Raw genomic sequence first — 22,457 nt, 5'->3', positions numbered from 1 at the left:
GTACTTGTTCTTTCGTGGTTGAAGGTGTGAGGATGGATTAACTGAAGTCCAGCCCCATTTTTTCCGCCACGGTGTGCATGTCCTTGTCGCCCCGTCCCGACAGGTTCGCCAGCACCAGCTTATCCTTCGGCAGCGTCGCCGCCAGCTTGGCCGCATACGCCAGCGCGTGCGCCGATTCCAGCGCCGGGATGATGCCTTCGATGCGGCAGCAGTCGTGGAAGGCCTGCAGCGCCTCCTCGTCGCTCACCGACACGTACTGCGCGCGCGCCGAGTCCTTCAGCCACGCGTGTTCCGGGCCCACGCCCGGATAATCCAGGCCCGCCGAGATCGAATGGGTCTCGATGATCTGGCCATTCGTGTCCTGCAGCAGGTAGGTGCGGTTGCCGTGCAAGACGCCCGGGATGCCGGCGGTCAGCGAAGCGGCGTGCATGCCCGACTCGATCCCGAGGCCGGCCGCTTCCACGCCGACAAGCTGCACGTTCTTCTCGTCGATGTACGGGTAGAAGATACCCATCGCGTTCGAGCCGCCGCCAATGCAGGCGATGACGTAATCGGGCTGGCGCCCCGTCATCTCTGGCATCTGCACGCGGCATTCCTCGCCGATCACCGACTGGAAGTCGCGCACCATCATCGGGTACGGATGCGGGCCGGCGACCGTGCCGATGATGTAGAAGGTGTTTTCAATGTTGGTGACCCAGTCGCGCATCGCTTCGTTGAGCGCGTCCTTGAGGGTCTTGGAGCCCGATTCGACCGGCACCACGGTGGCGCCCAGGAGCTTCATGCGGTACACGTTCTGGGCCTGGCGGCGCACGTCCTCGCTGCCCATGTACACCACGCATTCGAGGCCGAAGCGCGCGCAGATGGTGGCGGTGGCCACGCCATGCTGGCCGGCGCCGGTTTCGGCGATGATGCGCTTTTTGCCCATGCGGCGCGCCAGCAGCGCCTGGCCGATCACGTTGTTGATCTTGTGCGCGCCGGTGTGGTTGAGGTCTTCGCGCTTGAAGAAAATCTGCGCGCCGCCCATCATTTCGGACCAGCGCTTGGCGTGGTAGATCGGCGACGGACGGCCGACGAAGTGCTTCAGCTCATAGCGGAATTCGTCAAGGAACTCGGGGTCGGCGCTGTAGCGCGCGTACGCTTCGCTCAGTTCGGCCAGCGCGTGGCTCAGCGTTTCGGCGACAAACGAGCCGCCGTACGGCCCAAAGTGGCCCTTGGCGTCAGGCAGCTGGTAGTCGGTAGTCTTGAACAGGTTCGCGGCGGGGCCGCGGTCAGGTGCTTCTTTCATGATGGTTTTCGCTTTCAGAGGTGGCGTCGGCTACCCGGACCGCCTGCACGAAGGCAGCGATCTTGTGGGCGTCCTTGATGCCCTTCTGCTGTTCGACACCACTGCTGATGTCGACCGCATAGGGGCGTACACGTACCACCGCGTCAGTCGCGTTTTGTACGCTCAAGCCACCACTCAAAACGACCCGAGGCGCGATGTCTTTTGGGACTATGGACCAATCGAAGACCTTTCCTGCGCCACCGTAGGCGTCCACGAAGGTATCGAGCAAAAGGCCCGAAAACAGCGGACTGGCGGCGCGGTATTCATTTTCGTATTCTAACAAATCGGCGCCGCGCGTGTCGGGCCGTACCCGGAACACCCGCAGGAAGGGCCGGTTGGCGCTGGCCGCCAGCGCCGCGCACTGCTGCGCTGTCTCGTCGCCATGGAACTGCAGTTGCGAAACCGGGGCAATATGCGTGACTGCCGCCACTTCCGCCGGGCTGGCGTTGACGAACAGGCCGACCGTGCTGACGAAAGGAGGCACCGCCGACATCATGGCGGCCGCCTGCGCCGCCGTGACGAAGCGCGGGCTTTTTGGGTAAAACACAAAGCCAAGGGCGTCGGCGCCAGCGCTGACCGCGGCCGCTACGTCTTCAGGGCGGGTAAGCCCGCAAATCTTGATGCGTGTGCGCTGCAAGGCAGCCTCCTTCAGGTCAGAACCAGCCGAGGGGCGAGCTGTCTTCCTGCGGCAGGCCCCACTTGGGATCGTACCCTACTTTGGCCAGGTACAGCCCGTCCGGCATGAAGGTCGGCGCGGCCATGTCGCGGTCGCCGCTCTCCAACACCTCGCGCATCCACGACACGGGCTGGCGGCCAATACCGACATACACCAGCGAGCCGACCAGGTTGCGTACCATATGGTGCAGGAAGGCGGCGGCGCACACGGTAAAGATAATGACGTCGCCGCGGCGTTCGATGCGCAGCTCGTTGAGCTTCTTGACCGGCGTCTTGGCCTGGCACTGCGACGAGCGGAATGCGGAGAAATCGTGGGTGCCGACCAGGCACTGCGCCGCTTCGCGCATCAGCTCGACGTCGATCGGCCGGAACACCCAGCCCGCGCGCCCCGCCAGCAGCGCCGAGCGGTTCGGGTTGTTGTACAAGACGTAGTAGTAGGTGCGCGAATGGGCCGAGAAGCGCGCGTGGAACTCGTGCTCCGGGTCGTGCGCGAGCTCCTTGGCCCAGCGGACCACGATCGAATCGGGCAGGAAGGCGTTCACGCCGCGCACCCAGGCATTGATGGGGCGCGACAGGCTGGTGTCGAAGTGGATCACCTGCTCGAGCGCGTGCACGCCGGCGTCGGTGCGGCCGGCACAGGTGGTCGGCAGCAGGGCGCGCGCAAATTCCGCGAGCGCCATCTCAAGCCGGTCCTGTACCGTATTCCTGTCGGGCTGCTTCTGGTAGCCGCTCCAGCTGCTACCGTCATACTGGACGCCGAGTGCTATCCGTTTCAGTTCGGGTCCTTCTGGCAAAGCATTCATTAACCCAGTTTCGTCCGCATCTCGTTAGCCTTGCCGACCTGCGTGGCGTTGCCGCCCTTGATGACTTCGTCGAGCAGTTCGCGCGCGCCTTCCTTGTCGCCGATTTCCTGGTACGCGATGGCCAGGTCGAGCTTGGTTTCCATTTCCATGTCGGCGGTGGACATGTCGTCGATGCCGTCGCCGGAATCGTCGAGGCGGTCGAGTTCACCCAGGTCCGGCAGCGCGGTGTCGTTGTTGTCGTGCGATTCGACCGGCGGCAGGTCGAGGTCGATGCCGGACATGTCGAACTGCGGCGCGGCCGGTGCGGCCACCGGCGCCTGCGGGGTTTCATCGAGCGGATCGAACGGCATGTCCGGCAGCGCGAATTCGTCCTTCAGCTGCAGGCTGTCGTCGCGCGAGCCGGTTTCCGAGGCCGGTACGGGCGGCGGCGTAGGCAGGTCGAAGTCCATCATGTCGAGGTCGAGCAGCGAGTCCGGACGGTTGTCGGCGGCAGGAGCCACGCTTGCAGGGACGGGCGGAACGTCGAAATCGGTAAGGTCGACCGTGCCGTAGTTCGGCGCCGCTTCGGCGGCCGGGGTGTCCTGGCCGAGGTCGAGGCTGATGTCGCTAAATGCCGTCGTCGGCGCCGGTACCGCGGTTGGTTCTTCCCTGGCCGGCGAGTCGAACGACATGTCGAAGTCCATGTCGAACTCCTGCGCCGCCGGCACCGGGGCCGGCGCTTCGTCGGCCAGCTTGTCTTCCGCCAGCTGGTCGTCGGCCGGACCGGACATGGCGATCGGTTCGGTTTGCGAGACAGGCTCGAAGGACAGGCCGCCGAGGTCGAAGTCAAGCGAGTGGTCTTCCGCCGGCGCTGCCGCTGCGTGCGCCGTCACCGGCGCCGGCACGTCGGCAGGTTTCTGCTCGTCCTGCGCATCGGCCAGGCCCAGGTCGAAGTCCATCGTCGGGCTGCTGCTTGCCTCGGCGTTCAATGCCTGGTCCAGTTCCTGCGACAGGATGGCCTGCTGGCCGCGCTCTTCCGCGCTTGGCGCAGGGGCCACTACCTCGCCGCTGGCGGCGCTGGCGTACAGCGGGTTCAGTGGATCAAGCGCCAGGCCAAGCGCCGCGGCCTGCGCCCAGTCATCGCCCTGCCCTTTGGTCATGCCATACATCTCGCTGGCCTGTGCTTCGAATGCACGCTGGTCCTTGCGGGCGGCGTAGATCTCGAGCAGCTTGAGGCGGACCGGATTGCGTTCCGGGTGGCTGCGCAGCGCTTCCTTGAGGATCTCCTCGGCTTGCGCGTCGCGGCCGTAGGCGATGTACACATCGGCTTCGGCGACCGGGTCGACTTCATTGGTATCGAGCTGGCTGGCGGAAGGCGCGAAGCTGGAGTTGAACACGCTGTTGTTGGTGTCCACGCTCTGGCCGCCGGCTTCGGCAAACATCGAATGGGCCTGGTCGGTCGGCGCGCCCAGGATCGACGGCTCGGTCGGACCCTGCTCGGCCACCTGCTTGCGGCGGCGCGAGGACGCGATGCCCACCAGCGCCAGCAGCAGCACGCCAAGGGCTGCCAGCACGTAGCTGATGTTATCCATGATCATGTCGGCGAACGACGGTTCCGCCGCCGGGGTGGCTTTCTTGACGACTGGCTTGGCCGGCTTCGGCGCAGGCGCCGCGGCCGGCGCAGCGTCGGCGGCAGCAACCGGGGCAGCTGCGGCCGCAACTGGCGGTACGGCTGCCGCAGTGGCCTCAACGCCAGCCTTGCTCTTGACCGTCATCAGCTGTTCAAGCTCGTTGACGTTACGTTCGAGTTCCTTGACGCGGGCAGTGGCTTCGGCCAGCGCCTTGTCCTTGGCGATGCGGTCTTCCTCGCTTGCCGCCGAGGTCTTGCCTTCGGCTGCATTGGCCTGGGCCGCGCGCGACAGCTGCAGCTTGTCCTTCGATTCGTTGACGGCGGTCGGGCGTTCCTCGACGCGCGCGGTGATCTTGCCAGCGGCGCTCTGCCCCGCATCCGGCGTCTTGGCCGGCGCGCTGGTGGCCACCTGGCCCGCGAGCTTGTTGCGGTAGGCGTTGAAGTCGGCAGCGTGCGCCACGACGACGCCGCGTGCTTCGCCTTCGCCGGTGCCGCGGATGGCGCTCGAATCAGGCACCGACAAGATGCGGCCCGACTTGAGGCGGTTCATGTTATTGCCGATGAAGGCGTCCGGATTGGCGCGGTACAGCGCGACCAGCATCATGTCGAGCGAGATGTCGACCGGCTTTACCTGGCTGGCGATTTCACCCAGCGTGTCGCCCGGCTTGACGCGGTATTCACTGACCGCCGACGCTGCGCGCTCGGCGCGCGGGGCCGGCTGCTGCGGAACCGGCGCCACAGGGCGCGGCGCAGGACGGTAGTCGGCGGCGGGTGCGGCGGCGGGTGCGGCGGCGGTAGCCGACGGCGCTGGCGTTGTGCGCGTGGCCGGCTGCGCGGCGTTCGACGGCGCCGCCACCTGTGCCGGCTGGGTCGTGCGCAATTCGGCAGGATCGAGCAGGAAGGTGTACTCGCGCACCAGGCGCCCGCTTTCCCAGCTCAGTTCGAGCAGCATGTCGACGAACGGTTCGTTCAGCGGCTGCGACGAGGTGATCTTGATGATCTGCCGGCCGCCGCGCTGTTCGATCGCGAAGCGAAGCGACAGCAGGGCCGGATTGAAGTCGATGTTCGCCAGGCGGAACGCATCGGGCGAGGCCAGCTTGGCGACAAGGCCGCTTGCTTCGTCACTTGATACGGACGTCAGTTCGATTTCGGCGCGCAGCGGCTGGCCGAGGGAGGACATGACGGTCAGCTTGCCAAGACCGGCGGCGTAAGCCGAAGAGGACAGCAACACGGCGCTGGCGACCGCGCCGGCCAGTGCCTTCATCGCGAATGAGACGATCTTTGGGCGATTGTTTACGTGCATAGTTGGCAGCATCAAGGTTAGCTAGGGGAAAAAGCGGTTTTCCCGGGAGTCTCAACATATCATCATGCCTTGGAGCATGCAAGCTTTTGGCCTGTAATGTGAGGCGCTACGCCCGTATAACGGGCGTTTTGATGCATTCTTTAGGCTGCCGTTAGCAATGCGACAAATGCAGTGCCGGGGCCGGCACTGCACTAATTGACAACTTACTTGTCAAGGATAATACGAAGCATGCGGCGCAGCGGTTCGGCCGCGCCCCACAGCAGCTGGTCGCCGACCGTGAAGGCCGACAGGTAGTCGCCGCCCATCGACATCTTGCGCAGGCGGCCGACCGGGATGGTCAGGCTGCCGGTCACCGCTGCCGGCGACAGGTCGCGCATCGATGCTTCGCGGGTGTTCGGCACCACCTTCACCCACTGGTTGTTGGCGGCGATGATGTCGTTGATCTCGTCGAGCGGGACATCCTTGGTCAGCTTGATGGTCAGCGCCTGCGAGTGGCAGCGCATCGCGCCGATACGCACGCACAGGCCATCGACTGGAATCTCCTTGCTGCCGAACGAAGCGCCGCGGCCGAGGATCTTGTTGGTCTCGGCGCCAGCCTTCCACTCTTCTTTCGACTGGCCATTGCCCAGGTCCTTGTCGATCCATGGGATCAGGTTGCCGGCCAGCGGCACGCCGAACTGTTTGGTTTCGTCGGCCGACATGCCATGCTGGGTGGCCAGCACGGCGCGATCGATCTCGAGGATGGCCGCGGCAGGGTTGTCCAGCAGCGGCTTGACGGCGCCGTTGATGGTGCCGAACTGGGTCAGCAGCTCGCGCATGTGCTGCGCGCCGCCGCCGGACGCCGCCTGGTAGGTCATCGACGTCATCCACTCGACCAGGCCGTGCTGGAACAGGCCGCCCAGGCCCATCAGCATGCACGACACGGTGCAGTTGCCGCCGACGTAGTTCTTCACGCCCTTGGTCATCGCGTTCTTGATGACGTCCAGGTTGACCGGGTCGAGCACGATGACCGCGTCATCGTTCATGCGCAGGGTCGATGCGGCGTCGATCCAGTAGCCGTTCCAGCCCGATGCGCGCAGCTTCGGGAAGACTTCGCTGGTGTAGTCGCCACCCTGGCACGAGATGATGATCTCGCACTTCGACAGCTCGGTAATGTCGCTTGCGTCCTTCAGGGTAGTTTCGTTCTTCGCCATCGCCGGGGCTTTGCCGCCCGCGTTCGAGGTCGTGAAGAATACCGGTTCGATGTGAGCGAAATCGCCCTCGTCCTGCATGCGCTGCATCAGGACCGAACCCACCATGCCGCGCCAGCCTACCAAGCCTACTAATTTCATTATCTTTCCTCGTTTATTTGAAAACTATCGCAACGCGTTGACCACTGCATTGCCCATCTCTTCGGTGCCGACCTTGGTGGTGCCCGCCTCGTAGATATCCGGCGTGCGCAGGCCCTGCGCCAGTACTTGCTTGACCGCGGCTTCGATGCGGTCGGCCTGCCCGGCCTTGTCCAGCGAGTAGCGCAGCATCATCGCGGCCGACAGGATGGTCGCCAGCGGATTGGCGATGCCCTTGCCCGCGATATCGGGCGCGGAACCGTGCGACGGCTCGTACAGGCCCTTGTTGTTCGCATCAAGCGAAGCCGATGGCAGCATGCCGATCGAACCGGTCAGCATCGCGGCGCAGTCGGACAAGATGTCGCCGAACATATTACCGGTCACGATGACGTCGAATTTTTTCGGCGCGCGCACCAGCTGCATCGCGGCGTTATCGACATACATGTGCTCCAGTTCGACGTCGCCGTATTCCTTGTGCACGTCGGTGACGATGTCGCGCCAGAACTGGAAGGTCTCGAGCACATTGGCTTTGTCGACGCTGGTCACGCGCTTGCCGCGCTTTTGCGCAGCCTGGAAAGCCACGTGGGCGATGCGGCGGATTTCCGACTCGGCGTAGCGCATGGTGTCGAAGCCTTCGCGCTCGCCCTTGAACGGGCCGTCAGGGCATTCGCGAACACCGCGCGGCTTGCCAAAGTAGATATCGCCGGTCAGCTCGCGGATGATCAGGATGTCGAGGCCGGACACCACTTCGGGTTTGAGTGTCGATGCGCCGGCAAGTTCCGGATACAGGATGGCCGGGCGCAGGTTGGCGAACAGGCCGAGTTCCTTGCGCAGGCCGAGGATGGCCTGCTCCGGGCGCAGCGCGCGCTCCAGCGTGTCGTACTTGTAGTCGCCGACGGCGCCGAACAGCACCGCGTCGGCGCTCTTGGCCAGCGCCAGCGTGGCGGGCGGCAGCGGATGACCGTGGGCCGCGTAGCCGGCGCCGCCGACTTCGGCCTGCTCCATCTCGAAGCTCTCGCCAAGCGCGTTCAGCACGCGCACTGCTTGCGCGGTGATCTCAGGGCCGATGCCGTCACCCGGCAGGATTGCTATTTTCATTGTGCTGTTCCTGTTCAGATGGCGTTGGCCAGCCATGGCTGGGCAGCCAGGTGGCGTTCCTCGAAGGCGCGGATCTCGTCGGCGTGGCGCAGGGTCAGGCCGATGTCGTCAAGGCCGTTCATCAGGCAGTATTTGCGGAAGGCGTCGATCTCGAACTTGTACGACAGGCTGCCGTCAAGGGTGCCGATGGTCTGCTTCTCAAGGTCGATCGCCAGGCGGAAGCCCGGGAAGGCCTTGACCTCGTTGAACAGGTGGTCGACCTGGCCCTCGGTCAGCACGATCGGCAGCAGGCCGGACTTGTAGCAGTTGTTGAAGAAGATGTCGGCGAAGCTGGGCGCGACGATGGCGCGGAAGCCATATTGGTCGAGCGCCCACGGCGCGTGTTCGCGCGAGGAGCCGCAGCCGAAGTTCTTGCGCGCCAGGAGGATGGACGCTCCCTGGTAGCGCGGCTGGTTCAGCACGAAGTCCGGGTTCAGCGGACGCGCACTGTTGTCCTTGCCCGGCTCGCCGTGGTCAAGGTAGCGCCATTCGTCAAACAGGTTAGGGCCAAAGCCGGTGCGGTGGATCGACTTCAGGAACTGCTTCGGGATGATGGCGTCCGTGTCGACATTGGCACGGTCGAGAGGGACTACCAGTCCTTCGTGTAAGGTAAATTTGTCCATATATCTCGCTAAACCCGTCGTTCCCGCGAAAGCCTCGGCGGCCCCGCGGGAACCCATACTGGGCCACTGGTCACGCGGCGTATGGGTTCCCGCCTGCGCGGGAACGACGGTGGTGTTTTATTTTCCGCCCGCGCCGGTGACGATCTGGCCGGCCCGCTGCACGTCGCGGCCTACGCCGGAAATGGTGTTGCAGCCGGTCAGGACGATGGCGATCAGGGACAGGGCGAATACTTTTTTCATGGTGTGGCTCTCAAAAATTAAATGGGTGTTTAGCGCAGTGCGCGTACATCGACGAAATGGCCGGCGATACCGGCCGCCGCCGCCATGGCGGGAGACACCAGGTGGGTGCGTCCGCCCTGCCCCTGCCGGCCCTCGAAATTGCGGTTCGAGGTGGAGGCGCAGCGCTCGCCCGGTTCTAACCGGTCGGCGTTCATTGCAAGGCACATCGAGCAGCCTGGCTCGCGCCATTCGAAGCCCGCGTCCTTGAAAATCTTGTCCAGGCCTTCGCGCTCGGCCTGTTCTTTCACCAGCCCCGAACCCGGCACCACCAGCGCGAGGCGCACGTTCGATGCGCGCTGCTTGCCGCGCACAACGGCAGCGGCGGCGCGCAGGTCTTCGATGCGCGAGTTGGTGCACGAGCCGATGAACACCTTGTCGATGCGGATGTCTTCGATCGGGGTGTTGGGCTTGAGGTTCATGTAGGTCAGCGCCTTTTCCATGGCGTCGCGGCGCACGGCGTCCTTTTCCTGGTCCGGGTCCGGCACGCGGCCATCGACCGAGGTGACCATCTCGGGCGAAGTGCCCCAGGTGACCTGCGGCCTGACTTCGGCGGCGTTGAGCGTCACGACCATGTCGAACTGCGCGCCCGGGTCCGAGTGCAGGGTGCGCCAGTAGGCGACCGCCTGGTCCCAGTGCGGGCCGGCCGGCGAATACGGACGGCCTTTGACGTAATCGATGGTGGTGTCGTCCACGGCGACCATGCCGGCGCGCGCGCCCGCTTCGATCGCCATGTTACAGATGGTCATGCGGCCTTCCATCGACAGCGCACGGATCGTCGAGCCGCCGAATTCGATGGCGTAGCCGGTGCCGCCCGCGGTGCCGATCTTGCCGATTACGGCCAGCACGATGTCCTTGGCGGTCACGCCGGCAGGCAGTGCGCCGTCGACCTGCACCAGCATCGATTTGGATTTCCGCGCCAGCAGCGTCTGGGTGGCCAGCACGTGCTCGACTTCCGAGGTGCCGATACCGTGGGCCAGGCAGCCAAAGGCGCCGTGGGTGGAAGTATGCGAGTCGCCGCAAACCACCGTCATGCCCGGCAGCGTCGCGCCCTGCTCCGGGCCGATCACGTGCACGATGCCCTGGCGGCGGTCGTTCATGTTGAAGTAGGTAAGCCCGTAGCTTTTGGCGTTGGCGTCCAGCGTTTCGACCTGCAGGCGCGAGGTCGGGTCGGCGATGCCGCCCTTGCGGTCGGTGGTCGGCACGTTGTGGTCGGCCACGGCCAGGTTGGCGGAAGTGCGCCACAGCTTGCGGTTGGCGGCGCGCAGGCCGTCGAAGGCCTGCGGGCTGGTCACTTCATGCACCAGGTGGCGGTCGATGTACAGGACCGTCGTGCCGTCTTCATCGGCACGCACGACGTGGGAATCCCAGAGTTTGTCGTAGAGCGTTTTTATCATGATGTGTGGTGTGGGGCGACGCATGAATCAAAGACCGAAAATGATTATGCCATATTTGTGCACTGCGGCAGCAAGAATGCCTTTTTTGAATATTATTTGCCAATCTCACCGCTTATGCAGATGAAATTTGCAAAACCACCTCTTTTTGCAAATAAAAAAAATGCCTGCTGAATTTCAGCAGGCATTTCGACATCCGTACGGCAATAACTTTTTTCGTTATGCAGCCATTTTTACGCTGCCGCGGCAGCCATCCATCAGGAACGACAGGCCGATCACCAGCACCAGGTCGCCCTCGGCCGAACGCGCGGTACCAGTGATGCCGTCGACCGACAGCGCGGTCATCGGCTTGATCACCAGGTCGGCGGTGCCGTCGACTGCTTCCACCGCGAGGATGTAAGGCTGCGGCGCGGCGACCACGATGCCGACCTTTTCCGAGCACAGCTCGTAGCCGAGCGAACCGGCCAGCGAACGCACCGGCAGCGGGCGTCCCTGGTCTTTCAGGACCGGTGCGCCGCCAACCTGCGCGAAGGTGTCCGGCAGTTCGACCACGCGCTGGACCACCGCCATCGGCAGCGCCAGCAGCGCGCCCGAGGTCGACACCAGCATGGTCGGGACGATCGACAGTTCGATCGGCAGGCGGATCGCAAACTTGGTGCCGTGGCCGAGCGAGGACTCGATGTGGATCGCGCCGCGGTTCTTTTCCACCGCGGTCTTGACCACGTCCATGCCGACGCCGCGGCCCGAGACCGACGACGCCACTTCCTTGGTCGAGAAGCCCGGCAGGAATACCAGCTGGTAGGCTTCTTCATCGCTTTGCGCGCCGTTCTCGTTGATCAGGCCCTTCTGGATCGCCTTCTTGCGCAGGCTGGCCGGGTCCATGCCCTTGCCGTCATCCTGCAGCACGATCATGACGCTGTTCGCTTCCTGCCATGCCTTGAGCGAGATGTAGGCCTTGGCCGGCTTGCCTGCTTTGAGCCGATCTTCCGGCGACTCGACGCCGTGGTCGAGCGCATTGCGCAGCATGTGCACCAGCGGGTCGTACAGGCTGTCGACCACGACGCGGTCGACTTCCGTCTCGGCGCCTTCGATGGTCAGCTCGACGTCCTTGCCGAGGTCCTTGGCCAGCTCGCGCACCAGGCGCGGGAATTTCTGGAACAGGCGGCCGACCGGCTGCATGCGGGTCGCCAGCGTGGCGCGCTGCAGTTCGGCGGAGTAGCGCGATGCGCGTTCCAGCGTTTCGGTCAGGGTCGCCATCAAGGTGGCGGCCGCGCCTTCGAACTTGAACTGCGACAGGCGCTCGAGCAGTACGGCGGCCTGGTTGGCGGCCTGCACCGATTCGCCCGCCACTTCCAGCAGCGCGTCGAGCTTTACCGCGTCGACGCGGATGCTGTCTTCCTTGGCCGGCGCGGAGGCGGCGCGGAATTCCTGCACCTTTTCTTCACGGCGGTCGACACCGTCCCAGGCCGGCTTGGCGGCGACTGCCGGCGCCGCTGCGGCCTCAGTCGCTGCCGGCGCGGCGGCCGGGGTGTGGGTGCCGGCCGGGGTCACGGCGACGTACATCGCTTCCCAGTCGAGGCCATCGGCGCTGGCGGCGGCAGGCGCAGCGGCGGCCACTGGCGCTGGCGCGGCAGCGGCTTTCGGCGCGGCGGGCGCGGACTGCGTCTTGCCTTCGATGGCGTCCACCAGGATGCGCTCCAGCGCGTCCGGCATCGACGCCAGCTGTTCGGCCGGGGTGCCGTTGTTCAGGTCCGTCAGCTGGTCGGCCACGAAGCCCGATGCCTGCAGCGCCGCTTCGATCGCGATCGGCGTCACCGGCGCCGCGCCGGTACGCAGCGCGTCGAACAGGTTTTCGGTCAGGTGGCACGCCGCGACCAGCGCAGGCAGGTTCATGAAGCCCGCGCCACCCTTAATCGTGTGGAACGAGCGGAACACCGCATTCAGCGTTTCCTTGTTGTTCGGATCGCGTTCGAGGCGGAGCAGGTGTTCTTCTACATTGACTGCAAGATCCATCGCCTCGACGACGAAATCCTTGAGCATATCGTCCATTAGAATCCCAGATCGGCAAGAAGGTCGTCTACGTTGTCCTGGTCAAGCGCGACGGACGGCGCCGACGGGCCAGACATCAGCGGAGCCGGCTTGGCGGCCAGCTTTTCGCGTACCGCCGGCGGCGCGTTGTCGCGCAGCAGCTCGGCCAGTTCCTGCTCGACCGACTTGGTGATCGTCACGACTTTCTTGATCAGCTGGCCGGTGATGTCCTGGAAGTCCTGGGCCATCATGATGTCGAGCAGGCGGGCTTTTTCCGCCTCGGTCGCTTCGGCCACTTGCTGGGCAAACTGGCGCGAATCGCCGGCCAGCGCCTTGAACTGCTCGATCGACAGCTTGCCCGCGAACAGGTCGTTCCAGCGGTTGTCCATTTCCTTGGCCTGCTTCGACAGCACGTCCTGGGCGGGCATGCCTTCGTCGAGGGTGTTGAGCACCTTGTTGGCGGCCTGTTCGGTCAGCGAAGCGACGTACTCGAGGCGGTCCTGGGCGTCGTTGATCTGGCTCGATGCCTCGGTCAGGGCTTTGTCGTAGCCAAGTTCACGCAGGGAATCGTGCAGCAGGCGGACGATGCCGCCGAGGCGTTCGTACATCGGGTTGTCGCCATGGTCGACTTCCTCGTTGGCGGCGCCGGCCGCAACCGGTGCGGCGGCAGGTTCGGCAACCGCGGCGGCGGGCACGGCGGCCAGCACCGGACGGGTCGAGGCGACCTGGTCGAACAGCGCCTCCATGTCATCTTCGTCGGCAGCGGCCGGGGCGGCGGCGGCAGGCGCGGCCACCGGTGCGCTACTGCGCTGCGAGGAAACCTCCTCGAATAGTGCGTCGAAATCGTCAGCGGCGTCGGTCATAATCCCTGCTTCTCCATTTGGTAGATGCGCAACGTCAGTTGCGTGGTGCGTGTCGGTGCGGTGCGATTGAGTCGGCAGAATTAATGATGCGCGGCAACATCGCGGGTTTACGCGAGTGTATCAGCGTGCTGTGCCGTGGTAAATGTCCAAGCGCAGCGCTGATCAATTTGCCACGGGAAACTTATTTGCTCGACAAGCAAAGTGTATGTTTACTGCCCGTTTCGTCGATTCTGCGTCTTCTTTTTGTCATCCTTGTATCGACAAGATCACAAATTAATTCACCAAAGCAATAATAACCAGCACCAGCCCCCGTGTTTGTTGTCGGAGTGGATATGGATGGGTTTGAGCAAGATCAACCATTTACGTTCTAACAAGTTGCAAAAGCCGGACTACAATAGAATTATGTGTGCTTGTGGGAGGACTCACCATGTACCGGAAAATTCTGATCACGACAGACGGCTCCTCGGTGTCGAAAGCCACCGCTTGCGCCGGAGTCAAGTTTGCGCAGCAGATGGGCGCCGAATTGCTGGCCCTGTATGTCGCACCGGAGTACCAGTACCCGGTGTATGTGGAGATCATTCCGCCGACCTACCCCAGCGAGGAGGAATACCTGGTCCAGATGCAAAAGGTTGGCGGAGAACACCTGCGCCCCATCCTGGAGGCGGCCGAGAAAAACGGCCTGCAGCACAGCGGCCTGGTGGCGTTTGCCGATTCGGCGGCGCAAAAGATTGTCGACGTGGCCGATGAGCAGGACTGCGACCTGATCTTCATGGGATCGCACGGGCGCAGCGGCTGGGGTCAGATATTGCTGGGAAGCGTGACGAATAAGGTGCTGTCGCATACGCAAAAGCCGGTCCTGGTCCATCGCCTGATCAAAGAACCGGCTGCCTAGTCACTGTGCATTGATTCAGTTGTAATTTGGCATTACTCTTGAATAACTGACGGACCAAGTTCGATATGCTTTGCCGGCCGCATGGCCGGTTCACCACCTGGGCGACACCCTATGATAAGAATTGTCATTGCTGACGATCACACCATCATGCGCGAAGGCCTCAAGCGCATCCTGGACGGCGCGCCGGATATCGACATCGTTGGCGAGGCAATTAACGGATTTGAAGTGCTGTCCCATGTGCGCCAGGGCGGGTTCGACCTGCTGCTGCTGGACCTGTCGATGCCCGGGCGCAGCGGTGTCGACCTGATCAGGCAGATCCGCAGCGAGGCCCCCAAGCTGGCGATCCTGATCCTGACCATGCATGAAGAAGAGCAGTACGCGGTGCGGGCCATCCGCGCCGGCGCGCAAGGCTACCTGACCAAGGAAAGCGCCGGCACCCAGCTGGTGGGCGCGATCCGCAAGGTGGCGTCGGGCCGCCCATATATCAGTACCGAAGTGGCCGAGCAACTGGCGCTCAACATCATGACGCCGAACGAGCAATTGCTGCACAAGCAGTTGTCCGACCGCGAATTTGAAGTGTTTTCCTCCCTCGTCAGCGGAAAATCGATCACCGAGATTGCCAACACCCTGCATCTCAGCGTCAAGACGGTCAGCACCCACAAGACGCGCATCATGCAGAAGATGGGCATGACGTCCTTGTCGGAAATGGTGCAATACGCCGTAGCGCACCGCCTTTTATCCCCCTTCAAATCGTGACAAGCGAAAGAGTTTTAGACAGCCTGCTGCGGTTTTTGTGCCACCTTTTGCTACAGCAAGTCAAAATCTCCTGATGCGCGTCAGAAGCGCCGCCCCCTCTTGGCGCGCACTGCTCCCCTATGAAACTGCCACAATGGCCGTAGGACGACTCCTACGATTCCCGTTCCTATCCTACGCCTAGATTCAGCGCTCGCTGATATCAATGCCGGACTCGTGTTGGCATACTAAATCTAACGATTTTGGCTTGCTTCCGGTTCATTTCCTCGGTACCGGCCTTGCCGGATCGCGCTGTCCTGGTCACGCTTGAAGCATCGGTCCGAAATATCACAGATCGTTGTTCCCCCTGTGATTGTCTACAGCTCTGAAACTTTTAGTCCTTCCTGGGAGATGAGCATGCTGTCAACGGATACGTCAGAATCACGCCCCACCACCACGTCGACCCTGCATTCCTCGCCTATGGAAGCAGGCCGTCAACGCCAGGGCCGGCTTTGGTCCAACCTGAAAGAAGTCTGCGACCTGCTTCACATCACGGCGGCGGTGTCTGTTAATACCGAGGAACTCCTGTTCCAGCACGTCCAGTTCAAGACCGGCCAGCGCGTGCATACCATCGGACAGGCTTTCGACACCCTGTATATCGTTAACTCCGGTTTCCTTAAAACCGTACTCATCGACGAGTTCGGCAACGAGCAGGTGCTCAGCTTCCCGATGAAGGGCGACATGCTCGGCGTCGACGGCATCCACACCCGCCACTACGCATCGGAAGCGGTAGCCCTGTCCGACTGCGACCTGATCTTGCTGCCTTTCAAAAAGCTGACGGCCCTGGGCCGCGTGCACATGGAGCTGGAAAACGTCATGTATGGCGTCATGAGCCGCGAGCTCGTCCGCGAGCAAGCCATGATCGGCATGCTGGGCGCCCTCAGCGCCGAGGCACGGGTTGCCCGCTTCCTGGTATCGCTCGCCGACCGCTTTGCGGCCATGGGCTACTCCAGCAAGCTGTTTAACCTGCGCATGACGCGCCACGAAATCGGCAGCTACCTGGGCCTGACCCTGGAAACGGTCAGCCGCACGCTGTCGGCCTTCAATGAAATCGGCCTCATCACTGTAGACCAGCGCACCATCGGCATCAAGGACGCCGAAGCGCTGAAAACCCTGCGCCGCCTGCCGCCGTCGCGCTCGCGTGCCAAGCAAAACCTTGCCGCCAAACAGAAGGCGGAGCAAGAGCAACCTGGTGATGGCCAGGTACTGACCGCGGCATAAACTGTCCCGGCAACACGCCAAGGCGGTCGATCGGGACAACCCCGGTCCTTCCGCCTTACGGCGAAGGCTTCGCGGGCACGTCCCTTACCACGACCCCGTTGTTGTCTTTCACTTTCTCACCGACCCGCAACCCCGGGTCGTTGTCATATCTGAAGGTCTTCACTTTTCCATCGGTATAGCGCAGTACCATTTCATAGCCGTGGGCGCCGCCGCCGGCCGGCACCGGCTTGAGCGCCTCCACCGTCGCGCAATTGGTGCAATAGCGAATCTCGCGCGGCGCATCCTGACGCGGCTTGTCCTGGGCGTGCGCAAAGAACGGCGCCAGCAGCGCCAGCACGGCTAATAATCCTGTTCGGTTCATGAGAATGCCTCCTGTCGGTTCAAGGTAAGCGCCCGCGCGCGCTGCGTCGGTGCGTCAGCGAACGAAATGCACGGCGTCGCCGGATGTGACAAAGATACGGTCGCCCGGTTCAGGCGCAATCGAAAAGCCGCCCGTGAACGCGCCGAACGACGGCAGGATCATGCGCCTGGCCCCCACCACGAAGCATGGCAGGCGCAGCGATTCAAAACGTGTGGCCAGCACAAACACCGGGTGGATATGGCCTGCCAGCGCATAGCCGGGCGTGTCGATGTCCGGATGGTGGCAGAACGAAAACGGCGCCAGCGTGTATGGCTCGTCCACCATCTCGATGCCAAGGCTGGCGGCCGGATCGCCGGCGTGGCGGTCGTGGTTGCCGCGCACAAGCGTCAATGCCAGCGCCGGATGGCGGCGGCGCCACTCCAGCATCCTGGTCAGCGTGGCCGGGGCGTGGGCGGCGCGCGCATGCAGGAAGTCGCCAAGGAAGACGATGTGCCTTACCTCGTGCGCCGCCATCAGCTCGTCGAGCGCGAGCAGGTTCTGGGTGGTGGTCCCGCGCGGCACAGGAATGCCCTGGGCGCGGAACGACGCCGCCTTGCCGAAGTGGATGTCGGCGATGACCAGGGTCTTCTGGCTCGGCCAGTACAGCGCCTTCTGCGCCAGCAGCAGCAGGAGTTCGCCGGCGACCAGCAGTTCGCGCGCGCTCATGGTTCGGCCGCCTTTTCAAGTTCGCGCAGGATGCGGCCGATCCGGTCCGACAGCTTCTCGGTCGTGAGCTTTTCGCGGAAGCGCTCGACCATCAGCGCGAAGCCGAACGGCGTGGCACGCCTGACCTCGCAGTAGGCGACCGCGCGCGCATGCAGTTCATTGAGCGTATCACGCAGGCGCGTCAGCTCCAGCTCCTGCTCCATCACCTCGCGCTGCGCCTGCGTCAGCAGCAGGTTGCCCGCGTCGTGTTTGCGGAACACCTCGAAAAACAGCGACGACGAGGCCTGGATCTGGCGCGTGCTTTTCGGCTGGCCGGGATAGCCCTGGAACACCAGCCCGGCGATGCGCGCCACTTCGCGGAAGCGCTGCTGCGCCAGCTGGGTCGCGTTCAGGCTGTCCAGCACGTCCTCCAGCAGCATCGTGGTGTCGAACAAGCCGACCTCGCGCCCCGTCGCCCCGGCAAACACCGCCTTCCAGTCCACCGGGTCGGGCGACAGCAGCTCGAAGCCGTAGTCGTTGATGGCGATCGAGAACGTGGCCGGCTGCACCTTGCCGATGCGGTAAGCGAACAGCGACGCCAGGCCCATGTGCACCGAGCGGCCAGCGAACGGATACATGAACAGGTGGTAGCCCTCGCGGCTCTTCATGCTTTCGACAACCAGCGTGTCGATCGTCGGAAGGGCCGACCAGCGCTGCTGGATCTCGATCAGCGGCTTGATCGCCTGCATTTCCGGCCCGTTGAATTGGCCCGCCTCGGCCAGGCGCAGCTGCTCGAGCGCGGCGTGCGCCAGTTCCGACGACATCGGCATCTTGGCCCCCATCCAGCGCGATACCGCGCCGCGGTTCTTGCCGGTGGCGCGCTTCACGAACGCTGTCATCTCATGCACCCGGATGAATTCGAGGACGCGGCCGCCGAACAAAAAGTGGTCGCCCGCCTTCAAGCGCGAGATGAACGATTCCTCCACAGTGCCGATGCGCCCGCCCGTCATGTACTTCACCTGCATCGACGAATCCGACACGATGGTGCCGATGCCCATGCGGTGCCGGCGACCCAGCGCCACATTCGGCACCCGGTAGACGCCATGCTCGTCGGGCACCACGCGCTGGTACTCAGGGTAAGCGATCAGGCTCTGGCCGCCGCGCGCGACAAAATCCAGCGCCCACTGCCACTCCTCTTCGGTCAGCGCGCGGTACGACCATGCGCTGCGCACCTCGTCGTACAGCGGCTTCGATTCAAAGCCCCCGCCCAGCGCGACGGTCACCAGGTGCTGCACCAGCACGTCGAGCGGCTTGTTGGGCACCAGCCGCGCTTCGATGCGGCGCGCCGCCACGGCCTGCTTGGCGCCCGCCGCCTCAAGGATTTCGAGGCTGTTGGTCGGCACCAGTGTCACCCGCGATACCCGGCCCGGCGCGTGGCCGCTGCGTCCGGCCCGCTGAAGCAGGCGCGCGATACCCTTCGCGCTGCCGATCTGCAGCACCCGCTCGACCGGCAAAAAGTCCACGCCGAGGTCGAGGCTGGCGGTGCAGATCACGGCTTTCAGCTCGCCCTTCTTCAATCCCAGCTCGACCCACTCTCGCACTTCGCGGTCCAGCGAGCCATGATGCAGCGCGATCAGGCCGGCCCAGTCTGGCCGCGCCTCCAGGATGTTCTGGTACCACAGCTCCGACTGCGAACGCGTATTGGTAAATACCAGCGTCGCATCGTAGTTCTCGATTTCGGCGATGACCGGCTTGAGCATCTGGATGCCGAGGTGGCCGCCCCACGGGAAGCGCGACACGTTTTCTGGAATCAGCGAATCGACGCGCAGTTCCTTGCGCATCTCGCCCTCGACCAGCACCCCCTTGCCCTCCCCGAGCAGGACCTCGCGCGCTTCGGCCAGGTTGCCCATCGTCGCCGACAGGCCCCAGACCACCAGCTCCGGCTGCCAGCGGCGCAACCGCGCCAGCGCCAGCTGCACCTGCACGCCGCGCTTGCTGCCCATCAGCTCATGCCATTCGTCGATGATGATCATGTCCAGCGATGCAAACTGCGCCGCCGCCTGCGCGTGGCTCAGGAGCAGGGACAGGCTTTCCGGGGTCGTGATGAGGGTGGTGGGCAAGCCCTTCGACTGGCGCGCGCGTTCGGCCGAGCTGGTGTCGCCGGTGCGCGCGCCGATCGTCCAGCCGGGGGCAAGGTCGGCCGCGCTTTCTTCCAGCGCGCGCTGGGTGTCGGCGGCCAATGCGCGCATGGGCGTAATCCACAACACCCGCAAGCCGCCCTTCTTCCGGCTGGCCGCGCGCATGCCGCGCTGGAGCGCGGCGAACCACACCGCGTAGGTTTTGCCCGCGCCCGTGTTCGCGTGCAGCAGGCCGGATTCGCCGGCCAGCGCCGCCTTCCACACCGCGCGCTGGAACGGGAAGACCTTCCAGCCGCGCGCCGTGAACCAGCCATCTACGGCCACCGCCGCCTGGCTCTTGCTCATGGCGCGCCGGCTGCAGCCAGCAGGCCCTTGAGGGTGTCCAGCGTGTCCGCATCTTCGACCGGCTTGTCGTCGCGCTTGCGCAGGATGCGCGGAAAGCGCACAGCGATGCCTGCCTTGTGCCTTGTCGACAGCGCGATGCCCTCGAAGCCGATCTCGAACACCATCGTCGGGCGGACTGACCGCACCGGGCCGAACTTCTCGATGGTGGTCTTGCGGATGGCGTTGTCCACGACCGCGATTTCAGCATCGGTCAGCCCGGAGTACGCCTTCGCGAACGGCACCAGCTTGCGCTCGCCCGTGGGGTCGGTATCCCACACGGCGAAGGTGTAGTCGGTGTACAGCGACGCGCGCCTGCCGTGCCCCGCCTGCGCATAGATCAGCACCGCGTCGATCGAGTACGGATCGACCTTCCACTTCCACCAGGTGCCGACATCCTTGGTGCGGCCCACCCCGTACTGCGCCTGCGCCGCCTTGAGCATCATGCCTTCCACGCCGCGGTTGCGCGACTCGGTGCGCAGCGCCGCCAGCTCGTCCCAGCCGGCCGCTTCGATCAACGGAGAGAGTTTCAGCTGTGGCTGCGCCGCTTCCGTCACCAGCGCTTCAAGCAGGTTGCGCCGTTCGTGCTGCGGCACGGCGCGCAAATCGACGCCCTTCTCTTCCAGCAGGTCGTAGCAAACCAGTACCGCCGGCAGCTCGGACAGCAGCTTGGCCGACAAGGTCTTGCGCCCGATACGCTTTTGCAGGTCGGCGAACGGCGCCGGTCCGTCGTTCGCACTCCAGATCAGCACTTCGCCATCGACCACCGTCCCTTCCGGCAGGCGCGCCGCGGCCAGCTCCGGAAAGCGTTCGGTAATCAGGTCTTCGCCGCGCGACCACAGGTAGTTCTGGCCGCCGCGCCGTACCAGCTGCGCGCGGATGCCGTCGTACTTCCACTCGGCTTGCCACTCCGACAGCTCGCCCAGCGCCGACGGCTCGCCCTGCAGCTGGTGGGCGAGGAAGAAAGGATAGGGCTGGCCGCCGCGCAGTTTGTGTTCGTCGTCGGACTGTTCCGCGATCAGCTGCAGGAAGCCGGCCGCGGTCGGGCGCACCGAACCGTCGGTCCAGCCCATCAGCCGCTGCGCGATCAGCTTGCTGTCGACGGCCGCAATGGCGGACAGCGCGCGTGTCACCAGGAGCTTCGACACGCCGACGCGGAAGCCTCCGCCGATCAGCTTCACCAGCAGGAAGCGCTCGCGCCAGTCAAGTTCGTCCCAGAAGCGGAACAGCGCGTCGCGGATGGTGGCCGGGTCGGCGCCGCGCAGGGGGCCGATCCGCTCCTGCATCCATTCGGCCAGGCCGACGTCGCTCTGCCTGGTGGGCGGCGGCAGGATGTGGGCGATGGTCTCGGCCATGTCGCCGACCGCGTTGTACGACTCGTCGAACAGCCACTCGTCCAGGCCCGCATACTCGATTGCGTACTGGCGCAACAGCTTGCTGGGCACCGCCTGGCGCGGCTTGCCGCCGGCGAGGAAGTACACCGCCCACGCCGCGTTTTCGGGCGCGGCGCTGCTGAAGTAGTTCTGGAGGGCGTCGAGCTTGCGGTTGGTGGCGGTAGTTTCGTCGAGCTCGGCATACAGGCGGGCGAATTCACGCATTCTCCACCCCGGCAATCACGGTGGTGGCGGTTTCCTCCGCCTCGTCGTCGCCGTATTCGGTATCGAAGCCGGCGGCGTCCAGGCCCTGCTGGCACAGCCAGCGCACCATGACGGAGATCGAACCGTGCGTGACGATCACCCGCTCCGCTTCGGTGGCGCGCACCGCCGTCATCAGCCCGGGCCAGTCTGCATGGTCGGACAGGATGAAGCCGCGGTCGACGCCGCGCCGCCGGCGGGCGCCGCGCAGCTGCATCCAGCCGCTGGCGAAAGCGTCGCTGTAGTCGCCAAAACGCTTCATCCATGGCGAGCCGGCCGCCGACGGCGGCGCGATCACGATGGCGCGCCTGAGCGCCTGCTTGTCGACGTCGGTCACCATCGCTGTCGGCGGCAGGTCGACGCCGCCCGCGCGGTACACCTTGTTCAATGGCTCGGCGGCGCCGTGGCAGACGATCGGCCCGATGCCAGGATCGAGCCCCGACAAAATGCGCTGCGCCTTGCCGAACGCGTAGGCGAACACCACGCTGCAGCGGCCCTCCTCGGCATTCTTGCGCCACCAGAGGTTGATGTCGTCGAAAATATCCTGCTGCGGCTGCCAGCGGTAGATCGGCAGCCCGAAGGTAGACTCGGTGATGAAGGTATCGCAACGCACCGGCTCGAACGGCGCGCAGGTGCGGTCCGGTTCCACCTTGTAGTCGCCCGACGCCACCCACACCTCGCCCTTGTGTTCCATGCGCACCTGTGCCGAGCCGAGCACATGGCCGGCCGGATGCAGCGAGACGGTGACGCCGTTGTGGACCACCGTGTCGCCGTATTCGATGCCGTCGATGTGGATGTCGCCCAGGCGCGACTTGAGGATATTGACGCCGCTGGCGCTCGACAGGTAGTGGCCGTGGCCCACGCGCGCGTGGTCGCCATGGGCGTGCGTGATCACGGCCCGGTCCACCGGCCGCCACGGGTCGATGTAGAACTGGCCCGGCACGCAGTACAAGCCCTCCTTGCGGACGACAACCATGTCACCCATATGCCT

The 22,457-nt window shown here is 64.5% G+C and carries 19 protein-coding genes; 3 read left to right on the top strand and 16 right to left on the bottom strand.

Annotated features, from left to right (window positions below):
- Positions 1–37: 37 nt before the first annotated feature.
- The 11 genes from trpB to LMJ30_RS11130 form a co-directional block, all read right to left on the bottom strand.
- Positions 38–1,285, bottom strand: coding sequence for a tryptophan synthase subunit beta (trpB, locus tag LMJ30_RS11180; protein WP_229432426.1), 1,248 nt, complete (start codon positions 1,283–1,285; stop codon positions 38–40).
- Complete coding sequence (locus LMJ30_RS11175; RefSeq protein ID WP_371873011.1) at positions 1,269–2,030, bottom strand: phosphoribosylanthranilate isomerase; 762 nt, start codon at positions 2,028–2,030, stop codon at positions 1,269–1,271. The genes trpB and LMJ30_RS11175 overlap by 17 nt, the downstream gene beginning before the upstream one ends.
- Positions 1,978–2,802, bottom strand: coding sequence for a tRNA pseudouridine(38-40) synthase TruA (gene truA, locus LMJ30_RS11170; protein WP_229432424.1), 825 nt, complete (start codon positions 2,800–2,802; stop codon positions 1,978–1,980). Before truA ends, LMJ30_RS11175 begins: the two co-directional genes overlap by 53 nt.
- Positions 2,802–5,714 (bottom strand): FimV/HubP family polar landmark protein, encoded by a 2,913-nt coding sequence (locus LMJ30_RS11165; RefSeq protein WP_229432423.1) that lies wholly within the window; start codon positions 5,712–5,714, stop codon positions 2,802–2,804. The genes truA and LMJ30_RS11165 overlap by 1 nt, the downstream gene beginning before the upstream one ends.
- 203 nt (positions 5,715–5,917) lie before the next feature.
- The gene (gene asd, locus LMJ30_RS11160; protein ID WP_229432422.1) at positions 5,918–7,045 is read right to left on the bottom strand and encodes an aspartate-semialdehyde dehydrogenase; all 1,128 of its coding nucleotides are present in this window, start codon (positions 7,043–7,045) and stop codon (positions 5,918–5,920) included.
- A 24-nt stretch (positions 7,046–7,069) separates the two neighbouring features.
- Positions 7,070–8,140 (bottom strand): 3-isopropylmalate dehydrogenase, encoded by a 1,071-nt coding sequence (gene leuB / locus LMJ30_RS11155; RefSeq protein ID WP_229432421.1) that lies wholly within the window; start codon positions 8,138–8,140, stop codon positions 7,070–7,072.
- Between the two features lie 14 nt (positions 8,141–8,154).
- Entirely contained in the window at positions 8,155–8,802 is a 648-nt protein-coding gene (gene leuD / locus LMJ30_RS11150; protein ID WP_229432420.1) for a 3-isopropylmalate dehydratase small subunit, read from the bottom strand.
- 117 nt (positions 8,803–8,919) lie between these two features.
- Positions 8,920–9,042 (bottom strand): entericidin A/B family lipoprotein, encoded by a 123-nt coding sequence (locus LMJ30_RS11145; RefSeq protein WP_169467272.1) that lies wholly within the window; start codon positions 9,040–9,042, stop codon positions 8,920–8,922.
- Positions 9,043–9,071: 29 nt separating this feature from the next.
- On the bottom strand, positions 9,072–10,475 hold the full coding sequence (gene leuC / locus LMJ30_RS11140; RefSeq protein WP_229432419.1) for a 3-isopropylmalate dehydratase large subunit: 1,404 nt from the start codon (positions 10,473–10,475) through the stop codon (positions 9,072–9,074).
- Between the two features lie 216 nt (positions 10,476–10,691).
- Positions 10,692–12,521 carry a chemotaxis protein CheA gene (locus LMJ30_RS11135; RefSeq protein ID WP_229432418.1) on the bottom strand — a complete coding sequence of 610 codons (1,830 nt, stop codon included), beginning with the start codon at positions 12,519–12,521 and terminating at the stop codon, positions 10,692–10,694.
- Positions 12,521–13,363 (bottom strand): protein phosphatase CheZ, encoded by an 843-nt coding sequence (locus LMJ30_RS11130; protein WP_229432417.1) that lies wholly within the window; start codon positions 13,361–13,363, stop codon positions 12,521–12,523. The genes LMJ30_RS11135 and LMJ30_RS11130 overlap by 1 nt, the downstream gene beginning before the upstream one ends.
- Positions 13,364–13,790: 427 nt before the next feature.
- On the opposite strand from LMJ30_RS11130, the gene LMJ30_RS11125 reads away from it, so the two are divergent.
- The 3 genes from LMJ30_RS11125 to LMJ30_RS11115 all read left to right on the top strand — a co-directional run bounded on the left by LMJ30_RS11125 (position 13,791) and on the right by LMJ30_RS11115 (position 16,268).
- Positions 13,791–14,255, top strand: coding sequence for a universal stress protein (locus tag LMJ30_RS11125; protein ID WP_229432416.1), 465 nt, complete (start codon positions 13,791–13,793; stop codon positions 14,253–14,255).
- A 111-nt stretch (positions 14,256–14,366) separates the two neighbouring features.
- Positions 14,367–15,011, top strand: coding sequence for a response regulator (locus LMJ30_RS11120; protein WP_229432415.1), 645 nt, complete (start codon positions 14,367–14,369; stop codon positions 15,009–15,011).
- 456 nt (positions 15,012–15,467) lie between these two features.
- Positions 15,468–16,268, top strand: coding sequence for a Crp/Fnr family transcriptional regulator (locus LMJ30_RS11115; protein WP_229433000.1), 801 nt, complete (start codon positions 15,468–15,470; stop codon positions 16,266–16,268).
- A gap of 55 nt (positions 16,269–16,323) precedes the next feature.
- Here LMJ30_RS11115 and LMJ30_RS11110 read toward each other — a convergent pair whose 3' ends face one another.
- The 5 genes from LMJ30_RS11110 to LMJ30_RS11090 are packed head-to-tail and all read right to left on the bottom strand — an operon-like array spanning position 16,324 to position 22,451.
- Positions 16,324–16,629 (bottom strand): hypothetical protein, encoded by a 306-nt coding sequence (locus LMJ30_RS11110; protein ID WP_229432414.1) that lies wholly within the window; start codon positions 16,627–16,629, stop codon positions 16,324–16,326.
- Between the two features lie 54 nt (positions 16,630–16,683).
- Positions 16,684–17,334 (bottom strand): ligase-associated DNA damage response endonuclease PdeM, encoded by a 651-nt coding sequence (gene pdeM / locus LMJ30_RS11105; protein WP_229432413.1) that lies wholly within the window; start codon positions 17,332–17,334, stop codon positions 16,684–16,686.
- Complete coding sequence (locus LMJ30_RS11100; RefSeq protein WP_229432412.1) at positions 17,331–19,796, bottom strand: ligase-associated DNA damage response DEXH box helicase; 2,466 nt, start codon at positions 19,794–19,796, stop codon at positions 17,331–17,333. Before LMJ30_RS11100 ends, pdeM begins: the two co-directional genes overlap by 4 nt.
- Positions 19,793–21,430, bottom strand: coding sequence for an ATP-dependent DNA ligase (locus LMJ30_RS11095; protein ID WP_229432411.1), 1,638 nt, complete (start codon positions 21,428–21,430; stop codon positions 19,793–19,795). The genes LMJ30_RS11100 and LMJ30_RS11095 overlap by 4 nt, the downstream gene beginning before the upstream one ends.
- Positions 21,423–22,451: a ligase-associated DNA damage response exonuclease gene (locus LMJ30_RS11090; RefSeq protein ID WP_229432410.1), complete on the bottom strand. Its 1,029-nt coding sequence runs from the start codon at positions 22,449–22,451 to the stop codon at positions 21,423–21,425. The genes LMJ30_RS11095 and LMJ30_RS11090 overlap by 8 nt, the downstream gene beginning before the upstream one ends.
- Positions 22,452–22,457 lie beyond the last annotated feature (6 nt).

The organism is Massilia agrisoli, from assembly GCF_020831365.1.
GTDB lineage: Bacteria > Pseudomonadota > Gammaproteobacteria > Burkholderiales > Burkholderiaceae_D > Telluria_A > Telluria_A agrisoli.
This window is presented reverse-complemented; position numbering and strand designations above follow the sequence as displayed.

Excerpts from the sequence above, each read along its gene's own strand:
- trpB (WP_229432426.1), bottom strand. The coding sequence starts at position 1,285 with ATGAAAGAAGCACCTGACCGCGGCCCCGCCGCGAACCTGTTCAAGACT.
- truA (WP_229432424.1), bottom strand. The coding sequence starts at position 2,802 with ATGAATGCTTTGCCAGAAGGACCCGAACTGAAACGGATAGCACTCGGC.
- LMJ30_RS11165 (WP_229432423.1), bottom strand. The coding sequence starts at position 5,714 with ATGCACGTAAACAATCGCCCAAAGATCGTCTCATTCGCGATGAAGGCA.
- asd (WP_229432422.1), bottom strand. The coding sequence starts at position 7,045 with ATGAAATTAGTAGGCTTGGTAGGCTGGCGCGGCATGGTGGGTTCGGTC.
- leuB (WP_229432421.1), bottom strand. The coding sequence starts at position 8,140 with ATGAAAATAGCAATCCTGCCGGGTGACGGCATCGGCCCTGAGATCACC.
- leuD (WP_229432420.1), bottom strand. The coding sequence starts at position 8,802 with ATGGACAAATTTACCTTACACGAAGGACTGGTAGTCCCTCTCGACCGT.
- LMJ30_RS11145 (WP_169467272.1), bottom strand. The coding sequence starts at position 9,042 with ATGAAAAAAGTATTCGCCCTGTCCCTGATCGCCATCGTCCTGACCGGC.
- leuC (WP_229432419.1), bottom strand. The coding sequence starts at position 10,475 with ATGATAAAAACGCTCTACGACAAACTCTGGGATTCCCACGTCGTGCGT.
- LMJ30_RS11135 (WP_229432418.1), bottom strand. The coding sequence starts at position 12,521 with ATGGACGATATGCTCAAGGATTTCGTCGTCGAGGCGATGGATCTTGCA.
- LMJ30_RS11130 (WP_229432417.1), bottom strand. The coding sequence starts at position 13,363 with ATGACCGACGCCGCTGACGATTTCGACGCACTATTCGAGGAGGTTTCC.
- LMJ30_RS11125 (WP_229432416.1), top strand. The coding sequence starts at position 13,791 with ATGTACCGGAAAATTCTGATCACGACAGACGGCTCCTCGGTGTCGAAA.
- LMJ30_RS11120 (WP_229432415.1), top strand. The coding sequence starts at position 14,367 with ATGATAAGAATTGTCATTGCTGACGATCACACCATCATGCGCGAAGGC.
- LMJ30_RS11115 (WP_229433000.1), top strand. The coding sequence starts at position 15,468 with ATGGAAGCAGGCCGTCAACGCCAGGGCCGGCTTTGGTCCAACCTGAAA.
- LMJ30_RS11110 (WP_229432414.1), bottom strand. The coding sequence starts at position 16,629 with ATGAACCGAACAGGATTATTAGCCGTGCTGGCGCTGCTGGCGCCGTTC.
- pdeM (WP_229432413.1), bottom strand. The coding sequence starts at position 17,334 with ATGAGCGCGCGCGAACTGCTGGTCGCCGGCGAACTCCTGCTGCTGCTG.
- LMJ30_RS11100 (WP_229432412.1), bottom strand. The coding sequence starts at position 19,796 with ATGAGCAAGAGCCAGGCGGCGGTGGCCGTAGATGGCTGGTTCACGGCG.
- LMJ30_RS11095 (WP_229432411.1), bottom strand. The coding sequence starts at position 21,430 with ATGCGTGAATTCGCCCGCCTGTATGCCGAGCTCGACGAAACTACCGCC.
- LMJ30_RS11090 (WP_229432410.1), bottom strand. The coding sequence starts at position 22,451 with ATGGGTGACATGGTTGTCGTCCGCAAGGAGGGCTTGTACTGCGTGCCG.